This is a genomic window from Niveibacterium microcysteis (assembly GCF_017161445.1).
Lineage (GTDB): Bacteria > Pseudomonadota > Gammaproteobacteria > Burkholderiales > Rhodocyclaceae > Niveibacterium > Niveibacterium microcysteis.
In genome coordinates this window covers 3837126-3856991 of record NZ_CP071060.1, presented here as the reverse complement: position 1 = coordinate 3856991, position 19866 = coordinate 3837126, and the positions used below count along the sequence as shown (strand labels likewise).

Below are 19866 nucleotides of genomic sequence, written 5' to 3'. Positions count from 1 at the left end.
CCGAGCATGATGCGCGCCCTGTTCTGGCTTCTGAGTATCTTCGCGCTGGCCGCCGGCCTCGCGATCGTCGCCCGCTATAACGATGCCTACGCGTTGTTCGTGTGGCCGCCTTGGCGGCTGCATATCTCGCTGAACCTGCTCGCGATCCTCTCGGTCGGCCTGTTCGCTTTGCTCTACATGGCCACGCGGCTGGTGGCGCGGGCGCTCGCGCTGCCGGGGGCGGTCGCGGCGTTTCGTGCGCAACAGCGCAAGCAGCGTTCGATTCAAGCTTTGCGCGACGCGCAGCGCTTCCTGGTGGAAGGCCGCTACGGCCGCGCACATGCGCAAGCCGATGCTGCCTACCGCGCCAACGAATCCCCCGGCCTTGCGGCGCTGATCGCCGCGCGAGCCAGCCACGCAATGCGTGAGCATGTGCGCTGTGAGGAATGGCTGCGCCGTGCGGCCGAGCACGACCGCGAAGTGCGCGTGGCGCGTTTGATGACCGAGGCTGAGTTCGCGGTGGCGGATCGCCGCTTCGACGTGGCTGCCGAGCGACTCGACGCGCTGCGGCAAGGCGGTCACCGGCATATCGCGGCGCTGCGACTCTCGGTGCAGACGGCTGCGGCGCGTGGCATGTGGGGCGATGTGCTGCGTCTGGCGCGACAGCTCGCGAGCCACCGCGCCTTCACCGCTGAACAGGCCGCGCCGCTGGTTCGCCGCGCGCATCTTGAGAGCCTGCGCGAACTCGAGGGCAACCCCGAGGGCATGGTGCGCTACTGGCGCCAGATTCCTAAACCCGAGCGCAACGACCGCGGTTTGGTGCGCGATGCGGCTTTGCTGCTGAACGCTTCCGGCCAGGGCGAACTTGCGGCGGAGGCAATTGGTGACGCGCTGGACGACAACTGGGATTCGGCGCTGGCCGAACTCTACGGCCGCATCGAAGGTGGCACGCTGATCGAGCGGATCGGGCAGGCCGAGCGTTGGCTGCGTGCTCAGCCGCGTGATGAGCGACTGTTGTTGACGCTGGGCCGCCTGTGCCTGCAGCAGCAGCTGTGGGGTAAGGCACAGAGCTACCTGGAGGCTTCCCTTTCCGTAGCGCCTTCGCGCGCCGCACACCTCGAACTGGCGCGGCTTGCCGAACAGCTCGACCGGAACGAGCTGGCGCTCAAACACTTCCGCAGCGCGGCCGAACTCACCGGCTGATGCATCCTGCGTTGCGGCGCCGAGCGTCAGGCGCCGCAACGTACTTCACTCAGTCCTGCAGCAGTGCCGCAAGCATCGTGAGCATCTGCGTCACTTCGTCCGCGCTCACGTTGAGTGCCGGCATCAGGCGCAAGCAGTGGGGCCTCGGCGCGTTCAGAAGCAGCCCGGCCTCACGAGCCCGTTGCACCAGGGCCGTTGCGTCATGGCGTGGGCCGAGTTCCAGCGCCAGCAAGAGACCCGCACCCCGCACGCCAGCCAGGTCGAAACGGGTGACGAGCTCGTTCAGGCCGACGATCAGCTGCGCCGAGCGTTCGCGTACGCCGGCGAGAAACGCGGGCGTGTCCACGATGTCCAGCACCGCATTACCGACCGCCGCCATCAACGGGTTGCCGCAGTAGGTGCCACCCTGGTCGCCGTGGCTGAAGCAACTGGCCGACTTGCGCGCCAGCAGTGCCGCCAGCGGCACCCCGCCGCCGATCCCCTTGGCCAGCGTCAGAATGTCCGGCGTGATCTCGGCCGCCTGATAGCGGAACAGCGTGCCGGTGCGGCCGATGCCGGTCTGCACTTCGTCAAGGATCAGCAACAGGCCGCGTGCATCGCAGAGCGCCCGCAGTGCGCGCAGGAAATCCAGCGTAGCGGGTTGCACGCCGGCTTCGCCCTGGATGGGTTCGAGCATCACGGCCACGGTCTGCGGCCCGATCAATGCCTCGACCGAGGCGAGGTCGTTCAGCGTGGCTTTCGGGAAGCCCGGTACCTGCGGTGCGAAGATCGTGTCCCAGCCCGGTTTGCCGGAGGCCGACATGGCTGCAATCGTGCGGCCGTGGAAGCCATCCGTGAAGGTGATGATTTCGTGCGCGCCGTTTCGATGCAGGCGCCCCCACTTGCGCGCCAGCTTGATCGCGCCTTCGTTGGCCTCGGCGCCGGTGTTGCAGAGGAACACCTCGTCCAGCCCGGAACACGCAGCGAGCCGGTTGGCAAAGCGTATTGATGCATCGTTGAAGAACGCCGGGCTCGGATTGACCAGACGCGTTGCCTGTTCAGCCAACGCCTGCGCGATCGCGGGATGGGCGTGGCCAAGGCAATTGACGGCCCAGCCCTGCACGAAGTCTAGATAGCGTCGCCCCTCCGCGTCCTCCAGCCAGGAACCGCTGCCGCGCACCATGACGGCGGTGGGGCGGGCGGCGATGTCCATCAGCGCGTGTTCGGGATGAGGCGAGTTCATGGGTGTTTCCTTTCGGTGGGCGGAGAAAACAAAAAGGCCGCGGGATGTCCGCGGCCTGGTCGGGGATCCAGCTTGCTTCTCGCTGGACTATGACGCTTCGGCAATCCTGCGCGCGAACGAAGACGTGCCGCAGCGAGTGCGGCCGGCGGGGGTTCGGCGTCGAAGGGATAGGGCCAAGAGAAGCATGTCGCCATAGTGCAGTGCAAAACAAGTTGCGTCAAGCCACTTGTTTGCGGTGTGAGGTGCGCCTTCTCCGTAGTTTTGCGTAGGGGAATGCCTGCGCGGTTTTCGCTGTCCTTATGCCAAGGAAATCACGAAAATCATGCCTTTTGCATGAAGGGGATGAGCGTGTGCAGACTTCGCTTCTGGTCCGTCGGCTTGCTGATGGCGCTTGCGTTCGGCAGTGTCCAGGCTGCGGACGACGCGGCCAAGCCGATCAAGATCGGCGTGATCGGGCCTTACTCGGGCGGTTCGGCCCCGATGGGCATCTCGATGCTCCACGCCGTGCGCATGGCGGTTGCCGAGATCAACTGGAAGGGGGGCCTGCTTGGGCGGCAGATTCAGCTGGTCGAGCGTGACGACGAGGCGAATCCCGAGAAGGGCGAGGCGGCTGCCCGCGAGTTGGTCGAGCGGGAGAAGGTCGAAGCGATGCTGGGCATCGCCAACACCGGCGTGGGCCTGGTGGCGTTGAAGCACTTCCAGCAGGCGAAGATCCCGGTGATCGTGAACATGGCTGCCGGTGCGCCGATCACGCAGCAGTTTGCGCCGCCTCAGGTGCCGGATAGCTACGTCTTCAGGCTTGCCGCGAGCGATTCGATCCAGACCACGCGACTCATCGCCGAGGTCGTCGAACGCTACAAGTTCTCCAAGTTCGCGTTGCTGGGTGACAACACGCCATACGGCCGGCAGGGGGTTGAGAACCTCAAGCGCGCGATGGAAGCCCGCGGCTTGAAACCTGTGTTTGAAGGCGGTTTCGACCTTGGTCAGACCGACATGCAGAAGCTGATCGCGCAATCCCGCGCGGCCGGGGCGCAGGCGCTGCTGGTGTGGGGCATCGGGCCGGAACTGGCGGCGATTGCAAAAGCGCGCGCGAAGGAGGGCTGGAAGGTGCCGCTGCTGGGCAGCTGGACGCTCTCGCTCGACAACTTTATCCAGAACGCGGGCAAGGCGGGTGACGGTGCGCGGATGACGCAGACCTTCATTGCCGAACCGATCACCTCACGCCGCCAGGAATTCCTCATCGCGTACCGCAAGCAATCGGGGCTGGAGCGCATTCCGTCTGCGGTGTCTGCGGCGCAGGGCTACGACTCGATGCTGCTGCTCGCGGCGGCGATCAAGCAGGCCAATTCCACGCAGGGCACCGCCGTGCGCAACGCGCTGGAGAATCTGCAGGCACAGGTATTCGGTGTGGTGACGACCTACCAGAAACCGTATTCACATAGCGACCATGAGGCGATCACGACCGACATGGTCGTGACCGGCGAAATTCGCGATGGCCACATCACCTACGCGCACAAGGACGAAATGACTGCAGTGATCGTCGGCCGTAAGACGACCGATCGCTAGTCGGCATTGATCGCAACGGCGGCGCGATGTCGCCCGTTGCGGCTCAAAGCGCAGCGAGCCAGTCGCGTCCGGTGAGGAACTCGTCGTACAGCCGCGCTTCAGGCGACCCCGCCTCCGGATGCCAGTCGTAACGCCACTTCACGATCGGCGGCATCGACATCAGGATCGACTCGGTACGCCCACCGGACTGCAGGCCGAACAGCGTGCCGCGGTCGAAGACCAGGTTGAATTCAACATAGCGGCCGCGGCGGTAGGCCTGGAAGTCGCGTTCGCGTTCGCCAAACGGCAAACCATGACGGCGTTCGACGATCGGCGTGTAGGCGCCGAGGAATGCGTCGCCGACCGAACGCGTCAGCGCGAATGCACTGTCGAAATCGATCTCGCCGTTGGCGCCAAGGTCGTCGAAGAAAACACCGCCGATGCCGCGCGGCTCGTTGCGATGCTTCAGGAAGAAGTAGCGGTCGCACCATTCCTTGAAGCGTGGATGGTAGTCGGCGCCGAAAGGTGCAAGCGCGTCGCGGCAGCAGCGGTGGAAGTGCTGTGCGTCTTCTTCGAAACCGTAGTAGGGCGTCAGGTCCATGCCGCCGCCAAACCACCAGATCGGATCGCGGCCCTCGGGCGTGGCGATAAAGCAGCGCACGTTCATGTGTACCGTGGGCACGTACGGATTGCGCGGATGCAGCACCAGCGACACGCCCATCGCCTCGAAGGGCGCGCCGGCGAGTTCGGGCCGATGCGCGGTGGCCGAGGCCGGCATGCCGCCGCCCATCACATGCGAGAAATTGCAGCCGCCGCGCTCGAAAAGATTGCCTTCCTCGACCAGACGCGTCAGGCCGCCTCCGCCGGCGGGGCGTTCCCAACTGTCGGTACGGAAGGCGGTGCCATCGAGCGCTTCGAGTGCAGCAACGATGCGCGCCTGCAGGTCGACGAAATAGGCCTTGGTCTGGATCGGGTCAGCGTTCATCAGAGCACTCAAGAGGTAGAACCGGATTTACATGAGACAAGGGCCGGTTGCCCGGCCCTTTCAATGCAGCAGCATACCCGAGCGCTGTCAGCCCTTGCGCGCCACCGCGCGATGCCCGATGTCGCGGCGGAACTGCATGCCGTCGAAGCTGATCTGGCTGATCGCTTCGTAGGCGCGGTTCTGGGCTTCACGCACCGAGTCGCCCAGCGCTGTGACACACAGCACACGACCACCGGCAGTGACGACCTGGCCATCCTTGTCGGCCGTGCCGGCATGGAAGACGTGGACGTCGTCCGTCTTGTAGTCGAGCCCGCTGATCACATCGCCCTTCTTCGGGTCGTCCGGATAGCCCCCTGCGGCGACCACCACGCCCAATGCGACGCGGCGATCCCACTCGGTTTCGGCTTCGTTGAGCTTTCCGGCAAGCGCAGCTTCCACCAGGTCGACCAGATCGGTCTTCAGGCGTGCCATGATCGGCTGCGTCTCCGGGTCGCCCATGCGGCAGTTGAATTCGACCACGCGGGGCTTGCCCTCGCCGTCGATCATCAGGCCAGCGTAGAGGAAGCCGGTGTAGGGCAGGCCGTCGGCGGCCATGCCGGCGAGCGTCGGGTTGATGACCTCGCGCATCACGCGGGCATGCACCTCGGGCGTGACGACCGGGGCGGGCGAGTAGGCGCCCATGCCGCCGGTGTTGGGGCCTTCGTCGCCGTCCTTCAGGCGCTTGTGGTCCTGCGAGGTGGCCAGTGCCAGCGCATGCTTGCCGTCGGCCATGACGATGAAGCTGGCTTCTTCGCCCTGCATGAACTCTTCGATGACGACGCGCGCACCGGCATCGCCCATCTTGTTGCCGACCAGCATCATGTCGATCGCGGCGTGGGCCTCGTCGAGGCTCATCGCGACAACGACGCCCTTGCCCGCCGCGAGGCCGTCGGCCTTGATCACGATCGGCGCGCCTTCGGCGTCGATGTAGGCATGGGCCTGCGCGGCGTCCGAGAAGGTGCGGTACTTCGCGGTCGGGATCTTGTGGCGGACGAGGAACTGCTTGGCGAAATCCTTCGAGGCTTCGAGCTGCGCGGCGGCCTTGGTCGGGCCGAAGATCGGCAGCCCGGCGGCGCGGAAGGCGTCCACCACACCCGCGGCGAGCGGTGCCTCGGGGCCGACCACCGTGAGGCCGATCTGCTCTTTCTGCACGAACGCAATCAGTTCGTCGATCGCCGTGATCGCGACGTTTTCGAGGCCGGGCTCGCGTGCGGTGCCGGCGTTACCCGGCGCGACATAGACCTTCTGCAGCCGCGTCGATTGCGCGAGCTTCCATGCGAGCGCGTGCTCGCGACCACCGGAACCGATGACGAGCAATTTCATGGCTGACTGGGCCTTTCCGCTTGATTGAGCTTGAACCAGATGAAGAAGACATTGCCGTTCCCTTTGCCGCCAGGCACAAAGGCCGTTTCGAGCGCGACCTTCTTGAAACCGAGCGTGAAGGTCGGCAGCGCAGCGGGGAAGGGGGTGTAGTTGCCGTAGTCCTCACGCCCCATGATGAAGGCGGTGACACCCAGCCCATAGTAGGCACCTTCGAGGCGCGGCATATCCCACAACCAGGAGTAGTGGTAGCCCGCCATCCACGACGGCTTGTCGTTGGAATCGCGGAAGCCCATGGCGTACAGCCCATGCCAGTTGCCGTTCTCGGTGTACTTGCCGCGGCCGAAGCCGAAGGCCGGCATCGGGCTTTCGTTGTAGCGGTTGCGCTGCTCGGCCGTGTAGGCCATCGGCAGGTGGTAGATCTTGGTCGGCAGGAAGATGTTCCAGTCGCCGGTGGTCGCGAGATCGGTCGTCTCGTCGACCGCGGTGTTCCACCAACGCTGGTAGAACGGTGCCTCGGCGGCGGGTTCTTCGGCGCGCACGGCCGTACTCACGGCCAGCGCGCAGAGCAGGCCCGCGAGGGCCCGTGAAACGAGTTGCAGCATGACGAACCTGATCAGTGACGGAAGTGGCGGATGCCCGTCAGCACCATCGCGATGTTCTGCTCGTCGGCAGCGGCGATCACTTCTGCATCGCGCACCGAGCCGCCGGGCTGGATCACCGCGGTTGCGCCGGCCTGCGCCAGCACGTCGAGGCCGTCGCGGAACGGGAAGAAGGCGTCGGACGCGACCGCGCAACCCGGGATCGCGAGGCCCGCGTTCTCGGCCTTGATCTTGGCGATACGGGCCGAGTCGACACGGCTCATCTGGCCGGCGCCGACGCCGACCGTCATGCCGTCGCGGCAGTAGACGATGGCGTTGGACTTCACATACTTCGCGACGCGCCACGCGAAAAGCAGGTCCGCCATTTCCTTGTCGGTCGGCGCACGCTTGGTCACCACCTTCAGGTCGGCCGCGGTGATGCGCGCATCGTCGTAGGTCTGCACCAGCAGGCCGCCACCGACACGCTTGAAGTCGAGTTGCGAGACCGGGCCCAGCGCGCAGGTCAGCACGCGCACGTTCTGTTTTGCGGCCAGCACGGCCAGCGCGCCGGCGGTGTAGGACGGCGCGATCAGCACTTCCATGAACTGGCCTGCGACCGCCTTGGCGGTGGCCTCATCCACTTCGACGTTGAAGGCGATGATGCCGCCGAAGGCCGAGGTCGGGTCGGTCTGGAAGGCCTTGCGGTAGGCCTCTTCGGCGCTCACGCCGAGCGCCACGCCACACGGGTTGGCGTGCTTGATGATGACGCAAGCCGTGGTTTCAAACGCCTTGACGCACTCCCATGCAGCATCGGAATCCGCGATGTTGTTGTACGAGAGCTCCTTGCCTTGCAGCTGCGTGTAGCCGGCGATGCCGCCCACCGCGCCGTTCGGGTCGCGGTAGAAGGCGGCGCTTTGGTGCGGGTTCTCGCCGTAGCGCATCTCCTGCACCTTGTCGAAGGCGAACTGGATGCGGCTCGGGTATTCGGCGCGCACCGGGGCTTCGGCCGGCACCAGCTTGTCGGCATCGACCGCGGTCAGCCAGTTGGCGATCGCGCTGTCGTAGCGGGCGGTGTGGGTGTAGGCCTTGCGGGCCAGTTCGAAGCGCGTCTTGTACGACAGCGTGCCGGCGTTGGATTTCAGCTCGGCGACGATTGCGGCGTAGTCATCCGGGTCGGTCACGATGCCGACGCCGCCGGCTTCGGTGCCGTGGTTCTTCGCCGCTGCGCGGACCATGGTCGGGCCACCGATGTCGATGTTCTCGATCGCGTCTTCCAGCGTGCAGCCTTCCTTGGCTACCGTCGCCTGGAACGGATACAGATTCACGACCACCAGGTCGATGCGCGGGATCTGGTGCGCGGCGAGCGTTTCGAGGTGCTCGGGCAGGTCGCGGCGCGCGAGGATGCCGCCATGCACTTTCGGATGCAGCGTCTTGACGCGGCCGTCGAGCATTTCCGGGAATCCGGTGTAGTCACCCACGTCGGTGACCGGCAGGCCTGCATCGCGCAGCGCCTTGGAGGTGCCGCCGGTGGAAAGCAGGCTCACGCCGAGGGCGTGAAGTTCGCGGGCAAATTCGACGATGCCGCGCTTGTCGGAAACGCTGAGAAGGGCTTGGGTGACGTTCATGGCGGGTATGGGACTCAGAGAAGGTCGTGGTCGGTCAGTTTGCGTCGCAAGGTGTTGCGGTTGATGCCCAGCATCTCGGCGGCCACCGTCTGGTTACCGCCCGCGTGTTTCAGCACGATTTCGAGCATCGGACGCTCGACGTTGCGCAACACCATGTCGTACACCCCGGTCGGTTTCTCACCGTCCAGGTCCTTGAAGTAGCGTTCCAGCGCGCGGCGGACGCAATCGGCGATGTCTTCGGAGCGGCTCATGCCGCGAGCTCCTGCAAAGGTTGTGAATCTGCGTGGTCGGCGACTTCGACGTCGCACAGCCGGTCGCCGTGCTCGCCAAGTCGGCCGAAGAAGTCGTCGACGACCGCGAGCTGGCTCGCGACGTCCGGCTGCTGGTTCATCAGCTGCCTGAATGCGTGGGCACCGAAGATGCCCTTGGTGTACCAGCCGATGTGCTTGCGTGCGATGCGCACGCCGGCATCCTCGCCGTAGAAGTCATACAGGTCAGCGAGGTGCGCGCGGCACACGCGATGGATTTCGCCGACTTCGGGCGACGGCAATTCGGTGCCGGTCGCGATGAAGTGTTCGATTTCGCGGAAGATCCACGGCCGGCCCTGTGCGGCGCGGCCGATCATGACGCCGTCGGCGCCAGTGTGGGCGAGCACATGGCGGGCCTTGCGCGGCGAATCGATGTCGCCGTTTGCGATTACCGGGATGCCGACAAGCTGTTTCACCGCCGCGATCGTGTCGTATTCCGCCTCGCCCATGTACAGGTCGGCGCGTGTGCGACCGTGGATCGCGATTGCGCGAATGCCTGACGCTTCGGCGATCCGCGCAATGCGCGGCGCGTTGCGGTTCGCGCGATCCCAGCCGGTGCGGAATTTGAGCGTTACCGGGACGTCGGGGACGGCCTTGACCACCGCTTCGAGGATGCGGCCCACCAGTGCTTCGTCGCGCATCAGGGCCGAGCCGGCGGCGAGATTGCACACCTTCTTCGCCGGGCAACCCATGTTGATGTCGATGATCTGCGCGCCATTGTCGGCATTGAAGCGGGCGGCTTGCGCCATCATTGCCGGGTCGGCACCGGCGATCTGCACCGAGATCGGCTCGACCTCGCCTGCGTGGTCGGTGCGGCGGCGCGTCTTGTTGGTGGCGTACAGCAGCGCATTCGACGTCACCATTTCCGAGACGGCCAGACCCGCGCCCATCCGCTTGCATAGCTGGCGGAAAGGGCGATCGGTCACGCCCGCCATGGGCGCGACAAACAGATTGTTGCGAAGCTGGAAGCCGGCGAACTGCATCGCTCAGGAATCGGGGGGTGCGAAAGCGCGGAAAAAGCGCGTGATTCTACCCGAGTCGACGAGGTCCACGAAGCGCGTTGCGGAGACCCACGACTGGCGCGGGTCTCCGGGCAGCCTACTCAGATGAAGTTGAGGTAACGCGTCGAGAAGCGGCCGATGTTGGGCAGGATGGTGCCAAGGTCGCTGTCCGATACGCCGAACCAGCGGCCAAGTGTGGCGGCGTACTGGTCGACCGAGGTCGTCGGCAGCAGTCGGCCGGAGCCGACGTCTTCCGCGGTGCCCAGTTTCACGACCGGGAAGCTGCCGTAGACATCCTGCCCCTTCACCGCACCGCCGACGATGAAATGATGCGAGCCCCAGCCGTGATCCGACCCGTCGCCGTTACTGGTCAGCGTGCGGCCGAAGTCCGAGCCGGTGAACAGCGTCACGTTGTTCGCGATCCCGAGTTGCACGGTGGCGTTATAGAAGTAATCCACCGCACCGGCAATTGCGGTGTGTAGCGTGGGTTGCTGCGTCAGCTGGTTGTCGTGCGTGTCAAAGCCGCCGATGCTGACGAAGAACACCTGGCGCTTCACGCCCAGCGCGGCCGAAACGCCGGCGAGTCGTGCGACCACCTGCAGTTGGCGCGCAAGATTGTTGTTGGCTTGTGCAGTCGGCAGGGCAACGCGCGCATCGGTGGTCGGCAAGGTCGCGAGAGCCGCAGCGACTGCCGCTTGTGCATCGATCGAACGTTGCACGATGCGACCATGCTCGCGCTCGAACAACTGCGATGAATTGCCGGTGCTGACGGCACGCAGTGCGGCGGCGCCCTGTGGTGAGCCGAACAGGCTGGTGGCATTGATGTTGTTGATGCCGACCGCGCCGCTTGAGCTGATTTGATACTGGAACGTGTTCTTGCCGGACAGGAAGACCGTGTTGCCCGCCGCCGAGACGGCAGTGAAGACCGCATTGCTGTTCATCGAACCCAGCAGATCGCCGAAGCGCCCGCCCCAGCCGAGCTTTGCACCTTCGGGCGTGAAGGCTTGCCAGGTGGCGGTCTGGTCGTTGTGCGAAAAAAGCTTCGGCGGCACCGGCACCTTGCCGCTCTTGTATTCGGCCGCATCCTTGATCGGCGCGACGAGCGGGCCGACGTTGGCGAGAATCGCCGCCTTGCCGCCATCGAACAGCGTCTTGATCGGTGCAAATTCCTTCGGCAGGGCAAGCTGGCGTCCGCCAAGGTCGCTCAGCGTGGTCAGCGGCAGCAGGTCCGCTTGCGCTCGCGCGATGGTGTCGCGGGCGGCGTAGTAGTCGTTGTACGAGGTCGCGTCGTACGGAATCACCGTATTCGTCTGGTCGTTGCCGCCGTAGAAGAACAGGCAGACAAGGGCCTTGTAGTCAGGGTCGGTCGCTGCAGCCGCGGCGCCGATGCCGGCAAGGTTCAGCGCGAACGGTGCGGCGCCGCCGAGGGCCGACAGGGCTGCGGCGCGCTTGAGGAATTCCCGGCGGGAGGCGTTATTGATGCTCATGTTCGTCTCCGCTTACTTCTGGATCAGGTAGTCGTTGGATGCCAGCACGAGGTACACCGCGAGGCGCACCCGGTTCTTGCGGGCGGTATCGGCCTTGGTGGCATCGGTCGGAATGGCGATGGCGTTGACCGCATCACGGATGGTCTGTTTGGTCGTCGCGCTCATGGTGTTGTGCGTCAGCAGCAGATCCAGTCGGTTCAACAACTCGTCAGGCTTTTCGGCGAGCGCCAGTTCGGCGGTGAAGTCCGGCTGCACGTCACGTACGTTGTTGGTGGCGCTGCCGACGCCACTCGCCACGGCACCCTGCATGAAGTTCAGGTAACCGGCGATCGAGGTTTCGTTCGTGATCTGGAATTCGGGCGCCACCAGCGCGCGGTCGGCGAGGGCGGTGCCAGGGGGGACATAGCCCGGCCGGTAGAAGTTGAAGACCGAGGGCGAGCGCAGCGGGCTCTGGCCCAGGGCGCTGCTGTTCGAGTCGGTATTGCCGATCAGGTAGCGGCCGGAGGCCGATGTCGCGTTGAAGGCGCGCAGGAAGTGGCCGAGGCGCACGATTGGTTCGCGCACCTTGCCGAAATCATCACGCACTGCGTAGCTGGCGTCGCGCGCTTCCGGGTCCAGCAGCACCGCGCGGATCACCGCCTTCATGTCACCGCGCACGCCTTGGCCGTTGTTCGCGAACGCTGCCGACACGCGCGAGACATAGGCCGGGCTCGGGTTGCTGGTGACCAGACGCTGAATCAGCTGCTTGCCGATGAACGGACCGACGTTGGCGTGGTTGTACAGGCGGTCGAGCGCCGGCTTCAGGCTGCCGGCCGGGTCGGCCTTGGATTGCGCGGCGACCGTGACACCGAGGAATTTCTTCTCCGACAGCGAGTGAAACTGCGTGTAGCCCTGCATCGACTTCACTTCTCGGTCCGGGTCGGCGTCGGCGCCCCAACCCCAGAAGCGCTCGTCGCCAGTGTCCGGGCCGGCCCAGCTCCAGCCGGTGAAGACTTTGGCGAGGCCCGTCACGTCGTCGTTGGTGTAGGTCTCGATCGGCTTGCCGTCGCTACCGAGCTTCTGTGTGCCGTCGGCGTTGAGTTCGTAGAGCCCGATCGAGAACAGCTGCATCACCTCGCGCGCAAAGTTCTCGTCCGGCACGCGACCTTTGGCGGGGTTTTCCTTCTGGTTGCGCAGGTGAGAGAGGTAGATGCCCATCATCGGGTGCATCGCCACGTCCTCGATCAGCTGGCGATAGTTGCCGAAGGCGTTGCGACCCAGCATGTCGTAGTAGGACGCCATGCCGCGGATGTTCTGCGACAGGTTGCCGTCGAAGGACACCACGAAGATCTCGGACAGCGCGAGGGCGACGCGTTGGCGCAGCTGGTCGTCGCCGGTGACGGCCTGCTTCCAGAAGCTCTCGAAGAAGTGCGATTGATCCAGCGACTTGCCCGCAGCCAGCCCGGCCTGCAACTGATCGACGGTTGTCTTGTGGAGGGTTTGTGGCTTGGCGAATTCGGCGTCGAGCCAGGCGCTGAAGTTGCTGGTGCTCAGCGCATTGATCGATGCCTGGGTCGGGCCGAAGCTGGCCTGCTCCAGAAAGCGGGCGGCTTCGCCTGGCGTTGGCGATGCGACCGGCGTGGGTGTTGTGCCGCCACTTGTGCCGCCGCCCGATCCTCCGTTGCCGCCTCCGCCTCCGCCACATGCGGCCAGCGTAGCCAGTGCCAGTGCGGCAGCGAGATTACGAAATTCCATGAAAGTCCACCCCTGTAAATCAACAAATCCGAGAATATCCTACGAGGATATGCGATCTGAATGGAGTGTGACAAATTATGTATTTCCTGTCGGAAGCCTTCTGACGTGAATTCAGGGCCAGGCGCGGGCGCCGAAGAGCATGCGTTTGGCGACGAAGTGCCGAAGCGGCGACACAAGATCCAGTGCCAGCAGGCCCGCGCCGCGGGCATGGGTGAGCAACGGATCGTCGTTGGAGAACACGCGCACCAGCGAATCGGTGAAGCCGATCGTGCTGCGGCGGTCGAGCAGACGGCGCTGCGCATAGCGGGCGAGCAGCGTTGGCTCGCCGGGGTCGGCCGCCCCCGTCAGGGTGTCCGCGAGCGCCCATACGTCGCGCAGCGCGAGGTTGAAACCCTGTCCGGCGACCGGATGCAGCGTCTGCGCTGCGTTGCCGAGCCAGACCGTGCGTCGCCCCACTGCGTCACCGCGGACGCGCAGGCCGAGCGGGAAGCGCGCCCGCTCCAGTGTTTCCACGAACTGAACACGCCCACCGAAGGCGGTTTGAAGCGCCGCACGGAAGCCGGCTTCGTCCAGTGCCATCTGAGCGTCGGCCTGCGCGGCCGGCATGGTCCACACGACCGAGTAATCGTCGGCCAGCGGAAGCAGCGCCAGCGGGCCGTCGGGGGTGAAGCGTTCGTAGGCGATGCCGCGGTGCGGTGCGGCAAGGCGGGCGCGGCAAATGATGGCGTGCTGACCGTAGTCGCGGGTTCGAACATTGCCGCCCGCTTCGCCTGCGATGGCGCCTTCGCAGCATGCAACCAGCCGTGCGCTGAAGGTTTGGCCGTTCGTGGCGCTGGCTTCAATGCCTTCCTCAGTGGGGCTCAAGCTTGCGATCGCGGTGTCGTGCAGCAACGCGATGCCGGCGGCCGCAACGGCCGCGGCGAGCCGGCGATACAGCAGCGCGGCCGGCGTGACATAGCCCAAGGCCGGAACGCCGTATTCCTCAGCCCGCATTTGCGTGCGGCCGAGCGCGCCGCGCTGAGAAACATGGATCGTGGTGATCGGGGTCGGCCCTTGCTCCGGCCACGCGCCAAGGCGCTCGAGCGTCTGCCTGCTGCCATGCGAGAGCGCCAGCACGCGGGCATCGCGCTCACCAGCGCCGGCCGGGCGCGCATCGGCGAGCCGCACCGCGAGCCCGCGCCGGTGCAGTGCGAGTGCGAGCGCCAAACCAACCGGCCCTGCACCGACGATCAGGATGCCGCGCTCGGGCGTGTTGGCGTGCTCGGTATTGGGCATGATGCGGTGTCCGGTGGTGTCAGCGATCGCGCATCAGCGCTTCGATGTCGGCGACAGTCTTCGGCGCGTGGTGGCTCAGCACCTCCGGTTCGCCGTCGGTAACCAGGACGTCGTCCTCGATTCGGATGCCGATATGCCAGTAAGCCTCTGGAATGTCTTCGGCAGGGCGGATGTAGAGGCCGGGCTCAACCGTCAGCACCTGGTTTGGCGCAAGGGGCCGCCAACCGCCGTCGATCTTGTAACGGCCAACGTCATGCACATCGAGCCCCAGCCAGTGGCCGGTGCTGTGCATGTAGAAGCGGTCGTAGGCCTTCTTTTCGATGAGGCCATCGACGTCGCCATCGAGCAGGCCCAGGTCAACAAGGCCTTGCGTCAGCACGCGCACCGCCGCGTCGTGGTACGCGTTATAGGCTTGGCCGGCGCGCGCCTTGTCGATTGCGGCGAGTTGCGCGGCCAGCACCAGCTCATACAGCGCGCGCTGCGGGCCACTGAAACGGCCGGAGACCGGGAAGGTGCGCGTGATGTCGGCGGCGTAGCCATCCACCTCGCAGCCTGCGTCGATCAACAGCAGCTCGCCGTCGGCAAGTTGTTTGCGGTTATCGACGTAGTGCAGCGTGCATGCGTTGCTGCCGCCTGCGACGATCGGGGTGTAAGCGGCCGAGCGGGCGCCCTGGCTGATGAATTCGTGCATCAGCTCGGCTTCCACCTGGTATTCGAAATGACCCGGGCGGGCGAAGCGCATGGCGCGCGCGTGTGCGGCACCGCTGATGGCAGCAGCCCGGCGCATCGCTGCGAGCTCGTCTGCATCCTTGTGCAGGCGCATTTCGTCGACCAGCACGCGCAGATCACGCACGCTGGCAGGCGGTGTAACGCCGCTGCGGGCACGGCTGCGTACCGCATCGAGCGCGCGCACGATACGGCCATCGTCCGCGCTGTCGGCCCCGATCATGTGGAACACGGCAGCGCGGTTGGCGAGGTAGTCAGGCAGGCGGGTGTCGAGCTCGGCGACTGGCCATGCGGCGCTGAGGCCAAAGCGCTCGCATGCCGCCTCGGGGCCATGGCGAAAACCATCCCAGATCTCGCGCTCCGGGTTCTTCTCGCGGCAGAACAGGATGCTCTCGATGTTCTTGTCATCCGCGATCAGCACCAGCGCCGCTTCGGGCTCACTGAAACCCGTCAGGTAGTAGAAGTTGCTGCCAAAACGGTATGCGTATTCGGAGTCGCCGTTGCGCATCGCTTCGCGCGCGGTGGGAATGTAGGCGACGCCACCACCCGCTTCGCGCATCAGTTGGGCGAGGCGTGCGCGGCGCGCGGCAAAGGGTGCGGGTTCAAAGCTCATCGGGTGTCCTGTCGGCGACGCAGTCAGCACTGCCGGGTGTGACCGTCAGGCGACGGTCGAGTTCGGCGAGCTGCGCCGGCGTGCCGATATTGTCCCAGCCGCCGGTATGTAGCTCTCCGCTGGCACGGCCCTGCGCGATCAGCGCATTCCAGATCGGCCGCATCGCGAGTTTGCTGCCCGGCACGATGTGGTCAAAAAGAGCCGGCCGGTGCAGGCTGAAGCCGGCGTAGTTGTATTTGGGTGAGCCTTCCAATGCGAGGCGCCCGTCGGTGCCGAGCGAGAAATCGCCGCCCGGATGAAAGGGCGGATTGGGCACCATGACCAGATGCGCATCCGGCACTGCCGGATCGGCCACCATGGCCTTGATGCGCGGCACCAGGCGCCCGTAGTCGTAATCACTGAAGATGTCGGCAGACACCGAAAGGAAAGGCTCGTCGCCGATTAATGCGCGCGCGAAGGCGATGCCGCCAGCGGTCTCGAGTGCCGACTCTTCGCGCGACCAGGCGATGGTAACCCCCCAGGCACGGCCATCGCCGAGGTAAGCCTCGATCTGCGCGCCGAGCCAGGCGTGGTTGATCACCAGCTCGTCAAATCCGGCGGACGCCAGTTTTTCGATGTGCCACACAATCAGCGGCTTGCCGCCAACTGCCAGTAGTGGCTTGGGCGTGCGATCGGTGAGCGGACGCATCCGCTCGCCGCGCCCTGCAGCGAGGATCATTGCTTTCATTTATACGGCCCCGCGTGGCGTGTTGTGACGATGGCGCGCGCAGAGGAGCGTCAAAACGTCAGCCCTTCGACCTTCTCGACCGGGTCCAGCTTGTCGAGCAGTCGTGCGAGCGGCTTGAGCTCGCGGTAGCGCTCGGCTGTCTTGCGCAGGTAGCGCATCACCAGCGGCATGCTTTGCAGATAGGCGTCTTTGCCGTCGCGATAGCAAAGCCGCGCGAAGATCCCTAGCACCTTGATGTGTCGCTGCGCGCCCATCCACTCGTAGTCGCGATGGAATTCGGCGAAGTCTTCGCGCACCGGCAAGCCCAGCGTGCGCGCGACTTCCCAGTAACGCACCAGCCAGTCGATCGTCAGCTCCTCGTCCCACTCGATGTAGGCGTCCTTGAACAGTGACACCAGGTCGTAGGTAATCGGGCCGTACACCGCATCCTGGAAGTCCAGCACGCCGGGGTTGCCTGCGGGCAGGTGCATCAGGTTGCGCGAGTGGTAATCGCGGTGAACAAAGACTTTTGGCTCGGCGAGGTTCACCTCGAGGATGCGGTCGAACACCTCGTAGAGCTCGGCTGTTTCGGCGTCGCTCAGCGTAACGCCCTTGTGTCGCGCGATGTACCAGACCGGGAACAGCTCAAGCTCGCGCATCAGCAGTTCGCGCGAATACTCTGGCAACACCCCCGGCTGGCTGGTGCGCTGGATGCTGGCAAGCGCCCCCAGCGCGTCCGCGTAGAGATGGGCGGCGTTGTCGGCGTTGAGCGCCTGCAAATAGGTGGTGCTGCCTAGATCGGTGAGCAGCAGGAACCCGTCTTCGTGGTTTTCTGCCAGCACGTCCGGCACGTGGGCGCCGCTCGCGCCAAAAAGCCGCGCAACCTTCACGAAGGGCTTGCAGTCCTCGTGCGAGGGCGGGGCGTCCATCACGATCAGCGATGGGCCGCCGTCGTCGAAGCTGGCACGGAAGTAGCGGCGGAAGCTGGCGTCGGCCGAGGCAGGGCTCAGCGAGAACGCGCGGCCGGGGTGTTGCTGCGCGACCCAGTTGCGCAGGAGTTCGAGTCGATCCAAGCCGGGGCTCCAGTCACGGCCGTGCGTCCCGCAGGGGCGCGGCCAAGTGCTTGATGTAAAATCGCGCATTTTAGCAAACGGGCTTCGCGCCCGGCCGCCACGCGTGACCCAATTGAGCCGACCGAACTTGCGCCTTGCCTTGCCGCTGCTTGCCTGCGGCCTTGTGGCCGCCCCGCTGCGCGCGGCTGAGCCGGCCGGCTATTCGATCAGCGCCTTCCGGGCCGCGCTCGGGCAAGCTGCGGTTGCAGTGACGGTGCGCCAACCCAAACCGCCAGCCGCACCGAAGGAACACACGGCAACTGTCGTGACCGCGGACAAGATCGAAGGTCAGCAGGATGTGCGCGTGGATGCGAGCGGCCGCGTGGTGGTCGAGCGTGATTCGACAAGGCTAGACGCCGATCGCGTGCAGTACGATCTGCTCAGCGATGAAGCGGTGGCGACTGGCGACGTGGTGCTCAAGCGTGGCGCCGATACGATTCGCGGCCCCCGCCTGCGTTACCGCGTGGAAGAGCAGGTGGGCGAGTTTGATACACCCACTTACGAAATTGTTCGCAAGCGTCCGGCGCGAGTCAGCAAGCAGGCGATCAGCGCGGGCGTGACGCGCCCGGCCGACGTGACGGTACATGGACACGGCCAGGCGGAGTCGATCGCGCTCGAAGGCGAAAATCGCTATCACCTGAAAAACGCCACCTTCACGACCTGCGAGGCAAACGACCCGGCCTGGTATGTGAAGGCGAAGGAGCTGGATCTCGATTTCGACCGGAACGTCGGTGACGCGACGCATGGCACCTTCCATTTCGGCGGGATTCCGGTCATGTACGCGCCTGCTGCGCCCTTCCCGCTGAGCGGCGAGCGGCGCTCAGGTCTGCTCGCACCGACAATCGGTATTTCGAACGTGACGGGTCTTGACGTCACATTGCCGTACTACCTGAACCTGGCGCCTAACTACGACGACACCGTGGTGCCGCGGTATATCGCGCGGCGCGGCGTCCAGCTCAACAACGAATTCCGCTATCTGAACCCCGGCTATGTCGGCAGCCTGCGCACCGAGTACCTTGCACGGGACGAGGTTTATGGAGAGTCGCGCAGCGCGGTCAGCTTCATCCACGACCAGCAGTTTGGCCGCGGCTTCACCGGCCGCATCAACTACAACGCGGTCAGCGACAAGGACTACTTCACCGACCTGAGCTCGCGTGTCACGCAGACCTCCACCGACAACCTGATGCGTGAGGCCTCGCTGAGCTACAACGCCGGCAGCTGGTTCTCCGGCTCGGTGCTGACGCAGCGGATCCAGTCATTGACGGGGTCGCCGCAGTACAACCGCCTGCCGGTCATGACCGGCTTGGCCTACCTGCCCGAGGTCGGTGGCTTCTCGTTGAAGATGCCGATGGAAGCGGCGAATTTCCACCGCGCGGACTCGGACCAGGGCTGGCGGACCTACGTGTATCCGCAAATCGCCTACAACTTTGTGCGACCAGGTGGCTACATCACGCCCAAGATCGGCGTGCACGCGACCCGCTATGCACTGGAAGACCGCGTGTCCAGCGGCCCGCTCGACGAGTCGCGGGTATTGCCGATCGGCAGTGTGGACGCTGGGCTGTTCTTTGAGCGCGACAGCCACATCGGTCATCGTGATGTCGTGCAGACACTCGAGCCCCGCCTGTACTACTTGAAGGTGCCGTACAGGAATCAGAACTCCCTGCCGGTCTTCGACTCGGCGCCGATGGACTTCGGTTTTGCGCAGATCTTCTCGGAGAACCTCTACGCGGGCCAGGACCGCTATGCCAACGCGAGTCAGGTAACCGGCAGCGTGACCTCCCGCTTGCTCAACGCCGAGAACGGCGAGGAGCTCCTGCGCACCGCATTCGGCGTTCGGATGTACTTCGAGGACCAGAAGGTCACCCTACCCGGGGAGACGGCGCGCACCGAGCAGCTGGCCGACTTGCTGGGGGCTTTCTCCGGGCGCGTTCTGCCGAATACCACGCTGGACCTGTTTGCCCAGTACAACCCGCGCGATACGCGGATGGAGCGCGGCACGGTGGGCCTGCGTTACCAGCCAGGCTTTGCGAAGGTGGCTTCGGCGTCCTATCGCTACCAGCGCTTGTCCTACACCGACGTGGATCTCGCGTTGCAGTGGCCGGTGGTCAACAACTTCTATGTCGTGGGTCGCGTGAACGGCGATATCCGCACCGACAAGCTTACTCAGGCGATTGCCGGGCTTGAGTACAACGGCGGCTGCTGGGTGTTTCGTCTCGCGGCGGAATCGCTGCTCAACACTTCCGGCGCTTATACGAACGCGTACTACTTCCAGTTCGAGTTCGGCGGCGCCATCAGTATCGGTAACAGCCCCGTCTCGCTGCTCGAACGCAGCGTGGTGGGCTATGGTCGAATCAGCCAGCCGGTTTCCGATCCGGTCTTTGGCTCGCAATGACACAAGTTCCGGC

At 65.2% G+C, this 19866-nt stretch carries 16 protein-coding genes; 3 read left to right on the top strand and 13 right to left on the bottom strand.

The annotated features are described in order from the left end of the window. The first annotated feature begins 6 nt into the window (after window positions 1-6). Window positions 7-1182 (top strand): heme biosynthesis HemY N-terminal domain-containing protein, encoded by a 1176-nt coding sequence (locus tag JY500_RS17490; RefSeq protein WP_246479673.1) that lies wholly within the window; start codon window positions 7-9, stop codon window positions 1180-1182. 49 nt (window positions 1183-1231) lie between these two features. Here the strand turns inward: JY500_RS17490 and JY500_RS17485 are convergent, their stop codons facing one another. Further along, entirely contained in the window at window positions 1232-2404 is a 1173-nt protein-coding gene (locus tag JY500_RS17485; protein ID WP_206253983.1) for an acetylornithine transaminase, read from the bottom strand. Between the two features lie 348 nt (window positions 2405-2752). Between JY500_RS17485 and JY500_RS17480 the strand changes: the two genes are divergently transcribed. Beyond that, the gene (locus JY500_RS17480) at window positions 2753-3970 is read left to right on the top strand and encodes an ABC transporter substrate-binding protein (RefSeq protein ID WP_246479672.1); all 1218 of its coding nucleotides are present in this window, start codon (window positions 2753-2755) and stop codon (window positions 3968-3970) included. A gap of 43 nt (window positions 3971-4013) precedes the next feature. On the opposite strand, the gene hemF is transcribed toward JY500_RS17480, so the two are convergent. From hemF to JY500_RS17420, 12 genes are all read right to left on the bottom strand, one after another. Then, on the bottom strand, window positions 4014-4934 hold the full coding sequence (gene hemF / locus JY500_RS17475; RefSeq protein WP_206253982.1) for an oxygen-dependent coproporphyrinogen oxidase: 921 nt from the start codon (window positions 4932-4934) through the stop codon (window positions 4014-4016). 87 nt (window positions 4935-5021) lie between these two features. After that, window positions 5022-6296 carry a phosphoribosylamine--glycine ligase gene (purD, locus tag JY500_RS17470; protein WP_206253981.1) on the bottom strand — a complete coding sequence of 425 codons (1275 nt, stop codon included), beginning with the start codon at window positions 6294-6296 and terminating at the stop codon, window positions 5022-5024. Beyond that, on the bottom strand, window positions 6293-6898 hold the full coding sequence (locus JY500_RS17465; protein WP_172204844.1) for a phospholipid:lipid A palmitoyltransferase: 606 nt from the start codon (window positions 6896-6898) through the stop codon (window positions 6293-6295). Before JY500_RS17465 ends, purD begins: the two co-directional genes overlap by 4 nt. Before the next feature lie 11 nt (window positions 6899-6909). Then, window positions 6910-8499: a bifunctional phosphoribosylaminoimidazolecarboxamide formyltransferase/IMP cyclohydrolase gene (gene purH, locus JY500_RS17460; RefSeq protein WP_206253980.1), complete on the bottom strand. Its 1590-nt coding sequence runs from the start codon at window positions 8497-8499 to the stop codon at window positions 6910-6912. Window positions 8500-8513: 14 nt separating this feature from the next. Continuing rightward, window positions 8514-8750 (bottom strand): Fis family transcriptional regulator, encoded by a 237-nt coding sequence (locus tag JY500_RS17455; protein WP_172204840.1) that lies wholly within the window; start codon window positions 8748-8750, stop codon window positions 8514-8516. After that, window positions 8747-9790 carry a tRNA dihydrouridine synthase DusB gene (dusB, locus tag JY500_RS17450; RefSeq protein ID WP_206253979.1) on the bottom strand — a complete coding sequence of 348 codons (1044 nt, stop codon included), beginning with the start codon at window positions 9788-9790 and terminating at the stop codon, window positions 8747-8749. The genes JY500_RS17455 and dusB overlap by 4 nt, the downstream gene beginning before the upstream one ends. 119 nt (window positions 9791-9909) lie before the next feature. Then, on the bottom strand, window positions 9910-11295 hold the full coding sequence (locus JY500_RS17445; protein WP_206253978.1) for a DUF1501 domain-containing protein: 1386 nt from the start codon (window positions 11293-11295) through the stop codon (window positions 9910-9912). A gap of 12 nt (window positions 11296-11307) precedes the next feature. Beyond that, window positions 11308-13029, bottom strand: coding sequence for a DUF1800 domain-containing protein (locus tag JY500_RS17440; RefSeq protein WP_206253977.1), 1722 nt, complete (start codon window positions 13027-13029; stop codon window positions 11308-11310). Window positions 13030-13140: 111 nt separating this feature from the next. Then, window positions 13141-14304: an FAD-dependent monooxygenase gene (locus JY500_RS17435; protein WP_206253976.1), complete on the bottom strand. Its 1164-nt coding sequence runs from the start codon at window positions 14302-14304 to the stop codon at window positions 13141-13143. Window positions 14305-14323: 19 nt separating this feature from the next. Further along, entirely contained in the window at window positions 14324-15643 is a 1320-nt protein-coding gene (locus JY500_RS17430) for an aminopeptidase P N-terminal domain-containing protein (RefSeq protein WP_206253975.1), read from the bottom strand. After that, a complete protein-coding gene (gene murU / locus JY500_RS17425; protein WP_246479671.1) occupies window positions 15633-16370 on the bottom strand; it encodes an N-acetylmuramate alpha-1-phosphate uridylyltransferase MurU in 738 nt (245 codons plus the stop codon). The genes JY500_RS17430 and murU overlap by 11 nt, the downstream gene beginning before the upstream one ends. Window positions 16371-16420: 50 nt before the next feature. Next, window positions 16421-17422: an aminoglycoside phosphotransferase family protein gene (locus JY500_RS17420; protein ID WP_206253974.1), complete on the bottom strand. Its 1002-nt coding sequence runs from the start codon at window positions 17420-17422 to the stop codon at window positions 16421-16423. 112 nt (window positions 17423-17534) lie between these two features. On the opposite strand from JY500_RS17420, the gene JY500_RS17415 reads away from it, so the two are divergent. Beyond that, a complete protein-coding gene (locus JY500_RS17415; protein WP_206253973.1) occupies window positions 17535-19853 on the top strand; it encodes an LPS-assembly protein LptD in 2319 nt (772 codons plus the stop codon). Window positions 19854-19866: the final 13 nt, after the last annotated feature.